We start from the raw sequence: 7,596 nt of genomic DNA, 5'->3' as shown, positions 1-7,596 counted from the left end.
TTAAGGTCGCCCGCCGTATCGCTCCGCAGCACACGCGCGGGCACCGCTGGGCGCGGGAAGACGCCGCCACGCTCCGACGGCTGAAACGTGCGAACGCAGAGAGCCTCACCAACTTCGCCGAGTGGATCGGCGCGATCTGACCGGGTGACACCAGGTGACACAAGCTGTGTCACTTGCTGCCCTTCCCGCGGCCCATCATCTGTCGCATCAACGAGAGACGACAGATGGGACCGGCCATGAACAAGGCGCCGGCGCTGCCACCGACCACCATCGACCGGCCGGTGAGCATCGCCCGACTGCACGGCGAAGCGTGCTTCCACTGTGGAGCCGCCGGTAGGACGCTGCACGCCGCGGGACGCATCACGCTGGCGGGCGGTACTCGTGTGTGGCCCGTCGTCACCTGCGGCTGCCGTCAGGGGGTGACCGGGTGAAAACCCGCAAGTTGCCCGGCGCCATGCTGCCCGCCTTGAACAACCTCAGTGAAGTGCAAGTACGCGGCATGGCGTGCGTGTGGTGCGGTGTCGCGCTCGACAACACCACCGCCGTTGACCTCGGCCCGCGCGAGGTCCAGCTCTGCGGGACCAAAACGCAGTGGTTCCCACGCGCGTGCCGCACTCACGGCAGCGGATCACCACCGAGCGACGCCGACAGAGCCGCACGCGTCGGAGAGGCGTACGCCGCATGGCTCGGCCACCTTCAGGAGTGCACGGCATGCAGCACGACGGCCGCCCCGTGCCCCCAGGGCGAGCCCCTGCGGGAGGCTTGGAAGGAGGCCCGGCGCGCATGATCTGCTGCCGTTGCGACCAAGGCATCACGCCCGGCGAGCCGTACAACACCCACACCCACGACCGGCCTACCGCGGCACCCCTGATCAACTACAGCCACAGGAGAGGCTGTCCGCCGATACCGCGCCACACGGCCATGTTCATTGCTCGGCCCCAGCTCCCCCCGGAACGCGTGTCGTGACCGCGCCGCAACGGCACCGCCGGGCGCGGATCATCGAGATCGTCATCACTGCCGCGTTGGTCACCTTGGTCGTGATCGCGTTCGGCGCCGCCGTCTACAACAGCGCCACCAACCCCTAGACCACCCCCCGGATGACCGGACATGCCCCGGTGCGGGCGGGGCGCACCACGCACGTCCTCAGCACTGCCGATTCAAGGAGGCAAGGAACGTGACCACCGCACAGAAGCGGACAGCGACCGACGCACGGACGCTGATCAGCACGGAAATGCGCGAGAGGCTGGTCGACAACATGCGTGCCAAGTTCCCCAAGCTGACCGACGAGAAGGCAGACCGCGGCGTCGGCCAAATGCTCGCCTTCCTCGCCGCGTGCGCGTACAGCGAGAGGCCGCTCAGCCCCTCGCCGCTCGTCGATGACTTCTGGCACGCCTTCCTGCTCCATGAATACGCGAAGACCGGCAGGCCGCCGACCAGGTCGACGTCGTGGCGGGCACCCCGGCCGGCGCCCAGGAATCGGTGGCACGACCCTTCTGGTCAATTGCCGCCGGACCTGACAATCTGCCCCGCGCTGGACGAAGAAGCCGCAGACCACCGGCTAGCAGAACGAGCAAGAGCAGTCAGCCTCTGATCACGCAGAAGGGATGCCCGGCCGGATCGGTGAGGACCCGCCACCTATCCTCGTTCGGCTGGTGATCCGGTTTGCCCGCGCCCAGCTCCAGCAGCCGGGCCTCGGCCTCATCCAGGTCATCGACCGCGAAGTCGAGGTGAAACTGCTGGGGAACGGTCTGATCGGGCCGCGCGGAGCCAGGTAATCGTCGACCCGTTGAAAGCCGATGAAGAGCCCGTCCTCACAGGTGAGACCAGCGAAGTCGGCGTCGGATTTCGGGTGGGGTTCGAGGCCGGTGGCCTGCTGATAGAACGCCGCCAGAGCCAGCGGATCAGGGCAGTCGAGCGTTATCGCGCGCAACTTCATCTGCAGGGGCATGGCACCTCCGGGCCGATCGGTGGACTTTCGCGGTGCACACCCTAGAGGCGGCCACCCGCTCGCCAACCCGCTCGGGCGCTGCGGGAGCTCCAGACCGGCGGCAAGGTCGGCCGGATCGGGCTGTCCGAGGTCGCTCGGCGTCTGAGACCTGGTTCGCCAGACCGCACCGCACGCCCTGCGCCGTGACGCATGGCGTGCGGACTCATGTACCTACGGGGCCGCGGCCTTATCCCCGTAGGCTACGAACCGCGAGGCCAGCGGATTCCGCCGGTCGCCGGTTGAATGATCACGAACGCGGAGCTACCTTGCTCAGCCCGTTGATGATCCGGTCCATCGCGTCGCCGCCCGTCGGGTCCGTCAGGTTGGCGAGCAGCTTCAGGGTGAACTTCATCAGCAGCGGGTGGGTCAGCCCGCGCTGGGTCGCGATCTTCATGACCTTCGGGTTGCCGATGAGCTTCACGAAGGCGCGGCCCATCGTGTAGTAGCCGCCGTAGGTCTCCTTGAGGATCTTCGGGTAGTTGTGCAGGGCCAGTTCGCGCTGAGCCGGGGTGGCGCGCGCGTGTGCCTGGACGATGACGTCGGCGGCGATCTGGCCGGACTCCATGGCGTACGCGATGCCCTCGCCGTTGAACGGGTTCACCAGGCCCCCCGCGTCGCCGACGAGCAGCAGGCCCTTGGTGTAGTGCGGCTGGCGGTTGAAGGCCATCGGGAGGGCGGCGCCGCGGATCGGGCAGGTCATGTTCTCCGGTACGTAGCCCCACTCCTCGGGCATCGACGCGCACCAGGCCTTGAGCACCTCGCGCCAGTCGAGCTCCTTGAACGACGCGGAGGTGTTGAGGACGCCGAGGCCGACGTTCGACGTGCCGTCGCCCATGCCGAAGATCCAGCCGTAGCCGGGCAGCAGCCGGTCCTCGCCCGGGCCGCGGCGGTCCCACAGCTCCAGCCAGGACTCCAGGTAGTCGTCGTCGTGGCGGGGCGAGGTGAAGTACGTCCGCACCGCGACGCCCATCGGGCGGTCCTCGCGGCGGTGCAGCCCCATGGCGAGGGACAGCCGCGTGGAGTTGCCGTCCGCGGCGACGACAAGCGGAGCGTGGAAGGTGACGTCCCGCTTCTCCCCGGCGTCGCCGAGCTTGGCGTGCACTCCGGTGATGTGGCCGGTGCGGTCGTCCACGATCGGCGCGCCGACGTTGCACTGCTCGTACAGCCGCGCGCCCGCCTTCTGCGCCTGCCGCGCCAGCTGCTCGTCGAAGTCGTCCCGCTTGCGTACGAGCCCGTAGTTCGGGTACGAGGCGAGATCCGGCCAGTCCAGCTGCAGGCGGACACCGCCGCCGATGATGCGCAGACCCTTGTTGCGCAGCCAGCCCGCCTCTTCGGAGATGTCGATGCCCATCGACACGAGCTGCTTGGTGGCGCGGGGCGTCAGCCCGTCGCCGCACACCTTCTCGCGCGGGAACGAGGTCTTCTCCAGCAGGAGGACGTCGAGCCCGGCCTTCGCCAGGTAGTACGCGGTGGTGGAACCGGCTGGCCCGGCCCCGACGACGATCACATCAGCGGTGTGTTCGGTGACGGGCTCGGTCACAGCGGGATCTCCCCAAGACTCGAAATCTGCGTGCTGGTTGGCACCGGATACGGGCAGTCTATTCAGCAGCACTGATCACCCAGCCGAAGGGCCGCCCGTGAACCAAGGTCTCCCCGTCGTACAACTGCGCGTCCCGACCGACGAGGACGCCTTCGCCTGGCACCGGATCTTCGACGACCCGGATGTGATGGAGTTCCACGGCGGTAAATCCGCCGAGCTGTCGGTGTACGAGGAATTGACGGCCCGACAGCGCAAACACGACGCGCAGCACGGCTTCTGCTTCTGGAGCATGCTCGACGAGCAGAACTTCCCCGGCGAGGTGATCGGCTTCACGGGGGCCCAGCCGTGGCCGCACGAGTGGGGGCCGAAGGGCGAGATCGAGATCGGCTGGCGGCTCGGCCGGGCGTACTGGGGCAGGGGGTACGCGACGGCGGCCGCGCAGGCGGCGCTGGAACGGGTGCGGGCGGCGGGCGTACGCAGCGTCGTGGCGATGGTCGACGCGCGCAACGAACGCTCCATCGCGGTGACGCGGCGGCTCGGCATGGAGCTCGCCGAGACGTTCACGACGCCCATGTCGAAGCGGCAGGGGCACTGCTTCCGGCTGGAGCTCTGACGGCGGGCGCGAACGAATCACGTTGACGGTTACCCCCGACTGTTCCGGGATGCCCGGTTTGGGGTCTACCCTTCCGGTACCGCTGGGGGTGACGTCCGTGCGCCTTACACCCAAGACACCCGAAGTGCGCGTACCGCGGCTGGTCGGCCTGATGGCCGTGGACGCACGCGAGAGAGCCGAGGCAGGCGGTGTGCTGCTGGCGGCTCCGGACCGGCCCGACTTCCATCTGACCGTCGTCGACTACGTGGTGCGGCAGTACCCGCTGCCGGGCGCCGAGGTTCCCCGCGGCGCCGTCGTCACCGTCTGGTTCGACCTCGGCGAGGGTGAGGGCGGCGGCGGTGCGGGGGTGCGCGAGCCGCGCCGTCCAGGACCGCCCACGGGCGGGCTGTACCGGGAGCTCGACCAGCCGGGCGAGCCGTTCGAGGCGCTCTGGCCTGCGTGATTCCGGTGCTGCCTTGCAGCTTGATGGCTACGGGCAGCCGCCGGCCGTCCTGCGACTACTTGACGCCGCGGTGCAGCGCCACGATCCCGCCCGTCAGGTTGCGCCACGCGACCTTCGACCAGCCCGCCTTCTGCAGCCGCTGCGCGAGGGCCGGCTGGTCGGGCCAGGCGCGGATGGACTCGGCGAGATAGACGTACGCGTCGGGGTTGGACGACACGGCGCGGGCGACGGGCGGCAGGGCGCGCATCAGGTACTCGGTGTAGACGGTGCGGAACGGCGACCACGTCGGGTGCGAGAACTCGCAGATCACGACCCGCCCGCCCGGCTTCGTCACGCGGTACAGCTCGCTCAGCGCCGCGTCCGTGTCCTGGACGTTGCGCAGCCCGAAGGAGATGGTCACCGCGTCGAAGGTGTCGTCCCGGAACGGCAGCTTCGTGGCGTCGCCCGCCGTGAACGGCAGCCAGGAGTTACGCCGCTTGCCGACCTGGAGCATGCCGAGCGAGAAGTCGCACGGCACCACGTACGCGCCGGTCTGCGCGAAGGGCAGCGAGGACATCGCCGTACCTGCGGCCAGGTCCAGGATCTTCTGCGCGGGGCGGGCGTCGACGGCCTTCGCGACCTCCTTGCGCCACAGCCGTGCCTGGCCCAGGGACAGCACGTCGTTGGTGAGGTCGTACCGTTCCGCCACGTCGTCGAACATCGAGGCGACTTCGTGCGGCTGCTTGTCCAGGGATGCGCGGGTCACGGGCCCATTGTGGCAGTACGGGCCGAGCGGCCCTCAGGCGCCCGGCCCATGGAAGGGCGTATGCCCGCGAGAGGTGGCACGGAGGACCACCAGCCCGGCGCCCCCGCGCGACCCCTAACGGCGGCGGTACACCAGCCGCCCGTCGATCACGGTCGCCACGCACGTCCCGCCGCCCAGCGCGGCGAGCTCCGCCTCGTCCCGCACATCGAAGACCGCGAACCGCGCCGGCCCGCCCACAGCCGGCCCGGGCATCCACACGACCGGCCGGCCCGTTGCCCACGGATCGAGTGCCGGCACACCGGGCTGCGGCTCGGTCCGCCCGGCCGTCGCGAGACCGGCCCGCCGCACGGCATCGAGCACGGCGCGGTTGCGCAGCTGCCCGGCCACCGCGACCGTGCCGTGGGCCAGCATCCTCTGCACCCCGCGCCGCGCGCTCGCGCCCCGGCGTGCCTCGTCCGCGCCGAACACGGCCTGCGCGGCAGGCCCGGTGAGAGGATCGGAACCCAACTCCCCTGCCTCGCGCGGGTCCGGGTGGTACGTCTGCTCGAGCAGCTCGGGACCGTACGGGTTGAGGAGTCCGGGCATGAGGATGCCGGGCCATCGCCGCACCCGCGCCCCCGGGCGGGCGGCGGCCAGTTCCTCGGGCGCTCCGACGGCCACGATGGAGTTCCCCTCGACCGCGACGGCGAGATCCGGCGATGCCTCGGCCACATGGATGGTCAACATCGCCGGAAGCAGCCCTAGTTCGAGGAGACGAGCTTCAGCTCGGGGTGGGCGGTGCCGCCCTCGATCGCCGTCGACGAGATGTGCGAGGCGACGCGGTCGTCGACCGGGTCGTTCGCCGGGTCGTCGTGCACGACGATGTGCTCGTACGTGGTGGTCCGCTGGGCCGGAACGCGTCCGGCCTTGCGGATCAGGTCGATGATCTCGAGCCGGTTGGAGCGGTGCTTGGCGCCGGCCGACGAGACCACGTTCTCCTCGAGCATGATCGAGCCGAGGTCGTCCGCGCCGTAGTGCAGCGAGAGCTGGCCGATCTCCTTGCCGGTGGTCAGCCACGAGCCCTGGATGTGGGCGACGTTGTCGAGGAAGAGCCGCGCGATCGCGATCATCCGCAGGTACTCGAAGAGGGTGGCCTGCGTGCGGCCCTTCAGGTGGTTGTTCTCGGGCTGGTAGGTGTACGGGATGAAGGCCCGGAAGCCGCCCGTCCGGTCCTGTACGTCGCGGATCATCCGCAGGTGCTCGATGCGCTCGGCGTTGGTCTCGCCGGTGCCCATCAGCATCGTCGTCGTGGATTCGACACCGAGACCGTGCGCGATCTCCATGATCTCCAGCCACCGCTCACCGGACTCCTTGAGCGGCGCGATCGCCTTGCGGGGCCGCTCAGGAAGCAGCTCGGCGCCTGCGCCCGCGAAGGAGTCCAGACCCGCGGCGTGGATACGGCGGATGGCCTCCTCCACCGAGACGCCCGAGATGCGGGCCATGTGCTCGACCTCGGAGGCGCCCAGCGAGTGGATGACCAGCTGCGGGAACTCCCGCTTGATGGCGGCGAAGTGCTTCTCGTAGTACTCGACGCCGTAGTCCGGGTGGTGCCCGCCCTGGAACATGATCTGCGTGCCGCCGAGCTCGACGGTCTCGGCGCAGCGCCGCAGGATGTCGTCGAGGTCGCGCGTCCAGCCCTTGGCGGTGTCCTTCGGCGGGGCGTAGAAGGCGCAGAACTTGCACGCCGTGACGCATACGTTCGTGTAGTTGATGTTGCGCTCGATGATGTACGTCGCGATGTGCTCGGTGCCCGCGTACCGGCGGCGGCGGACGGCGTCGGCGGCAGCGCCCAGGGCGTGCAGCGGCGCGTCGCGGTAGAGGACGAGCGCCTCTTCGGGGGTGATCCGCCCGCCGGAGGCAACACGGTCGAGCACGGCTGTGACATCAGTAGAGGTGAGGTCGGCCTTCTCGGTCACCGGGCTCCCCTTCGTAGGGTTCGTAAGGCCTCTGGGGCTTTCTTGAGGCCCTCTGGGGCTCTGGGCGGACCGATCCAGCGTACGCCAGCCCTCCCCGGCGGCCGACGTCAGCCCACGTACGACCGCATGTCCGCCGAGGTCAGCCCAGGTGCATGCCCTCGCCCACCCGCCGCCCGACCGCTTGGGCAGCCGCAGCGCCCGTGTTGGGCGGCTTCACCGATGGGCCCGAGCCCTGGCCGGCCGTCAGCTGCGTTCCAGGGCCCTCACTTTCGCCCGCCGTGTACCAGCACGGGCCGCTTCCCCCGCTGTGCGGG

General features: G+C 69.8%; 8 protein-coding genes and 2 pseudogenes. 5 read left to right on the top strand and 5 right to left on the bottom strand.

All coding sequences use genetic code 11. The annotated features are described in order from the left end of the window. From H1D24_RS43020 to H1D24_RS34270, 3 genes and pseudogenes are all read left to right on the top strand, one after another. Positions 1–140 (top strand): annotated as a pseudogene (locus H1D24_RS43020) (transcriptional regulator); the annotation flags it as partial. A gap of 822 nt (positions 141–962) precedes the next feature. After that, positions 963–1,085 carry a hypothetical protein gene (locus tag H1D24_RS43015; RefSeq protein ID WP_258564527.1) on the top strand — a complete coding sequence of 41 codons (123 nt, stop codon included), beginning with the start codon at positions 963–965 and terminating at the stop codon, positions 1,083–1,085. An 89-nt stretch (positions 1,086–1,174) separates the two neighbouring features. Beyond that, a complete protein-coding gene (locus H1D24_RS34270) occupies positions 1,175–1,591 on the top strand; it encodes a hypothetical protein (protein WP_181661622.1) in 417 nt (138 codons plus the stop codon). Here the strand turns inward: H1D24_RS34270 and H1D24_RS34265 are convergent. Both H1D24_RS34265 and H1D24_RS34260 read right to left on the bottom strand, forming a co-directional pair. Continuing rightward, positions 1,581–1,948: pseudogene (locus H1D24_RS34265) on the bottom strand (VOC family protein). The gene H1D24_RS34270 and the pseudogene H1D24_RS34265 overlap by 11 nt on opposite strands. Positions 1,949–2,234: 286 nt before the next feature. After that, positions 2,235–3,527: a geranylgeranyl reductase family protein gene (locus tag H1D24_RS34260; protein WP_181661621.1), complete on the bottom strand. Its 1,293-nt coding sequence runs from the start codon at positions 3,525–3,527 to the stop codon at positions 2,235–2,237. Between the two features lie 97 nt (positions 3,528–3,624). Here H1D24_RS34260 and H1D24_RS34255 point away from each other — a divergent pair, with 97 nt between their 5' ends. Then, positions 3,625–4,140, top strand: a complete 516-nt coding sequence (locus tag H1D24_RS34255; RefSeq protein WP_181661620.1) for a GNAT family N-acetyltransferase — start codon at positions 3,625–3,627, stop codon at positions 4,138–4,140. A 97-nt stretch (positions 4,141–4,237) separates the two neighbouring features. Then, positions 4,238–4,582 carry a PASTA domain-containing protein gene (locus H1D24_RS34250; RefSeq protein WP_309484547.1) on the top strand — a complete coding sequence of 115 codons (345 nt, stop codon included), beginning with the start codon at positions 4,238–4,240 and terminating at the stop codon, positions 4,580–4,582. A 55-nt stretch (positions 4,583–4,637) separates the two neighbouring features. Here the strand turns inward: H1D24_RS34250 and H1D24_RS34245 are convergent, their stop codons facing one another. The 3 genes from H1D24_RS34245 to mqnC all read right to left on the bottom strand — a co-directional run bounded on the left by H1D24_RS34245 (position 4,638) and on the right by mqnC (position 7,282). After that, positions 4,638–5,327 carry a demethylmenaquinone methyltransferase gene (locus tag H1D24_RS34245; RefSeq protein ID WP_181661618.1) on the bottom strand — a complete coding sequence of 230 codons (690 nt, stop codon included), beginning with the start codon at positions 5,325–5,327 and terminating at the stop codon, positions 4,638–4,640. Between the two features lie 114 nt (positions 5,328–5,441). Continuing rightward, positions 5,442–6,053, bottom strand: a complete 612-nt coding sequence (locus tag H1D24_RS34240) for a hypothetical protein (protein WP_181661617.1) — start codon at positions 6,051–6,053, stop codon at positions 5,442–5,444. 14 nt (positions 6,054–6,067) lie between these two features. Beyond that, complete coding sequence (mqnC, locus tag H1D24_RS34235; protein WP_181661616.1) at positions 6,068–7,282, bottom strand: cyclic dehypoxanthinyl futalosine synthase; 1,215 nt, start codon at positions 7,280–7,282, stop codon at positions 6,068–6,070. Between the last annotated feature and the right edge of the window lie 314 nt (positions 7,283–7,596).

Source organism: Streptomyces himalayensis subsp. himalayensis, assembly GCF_013778455.1.
Lineage (GTDB): Bacteria > Actinomycetota > Actinomycetes > Streptomycetales > Streptomycetaceae > Streptomyces > Streptomyces himalayensis.
The sequence above is the reverse complement of the archived record's forward strand: the minus strand, read 5'-3'. Positions and strand labels throughout refer to the sequence as shown.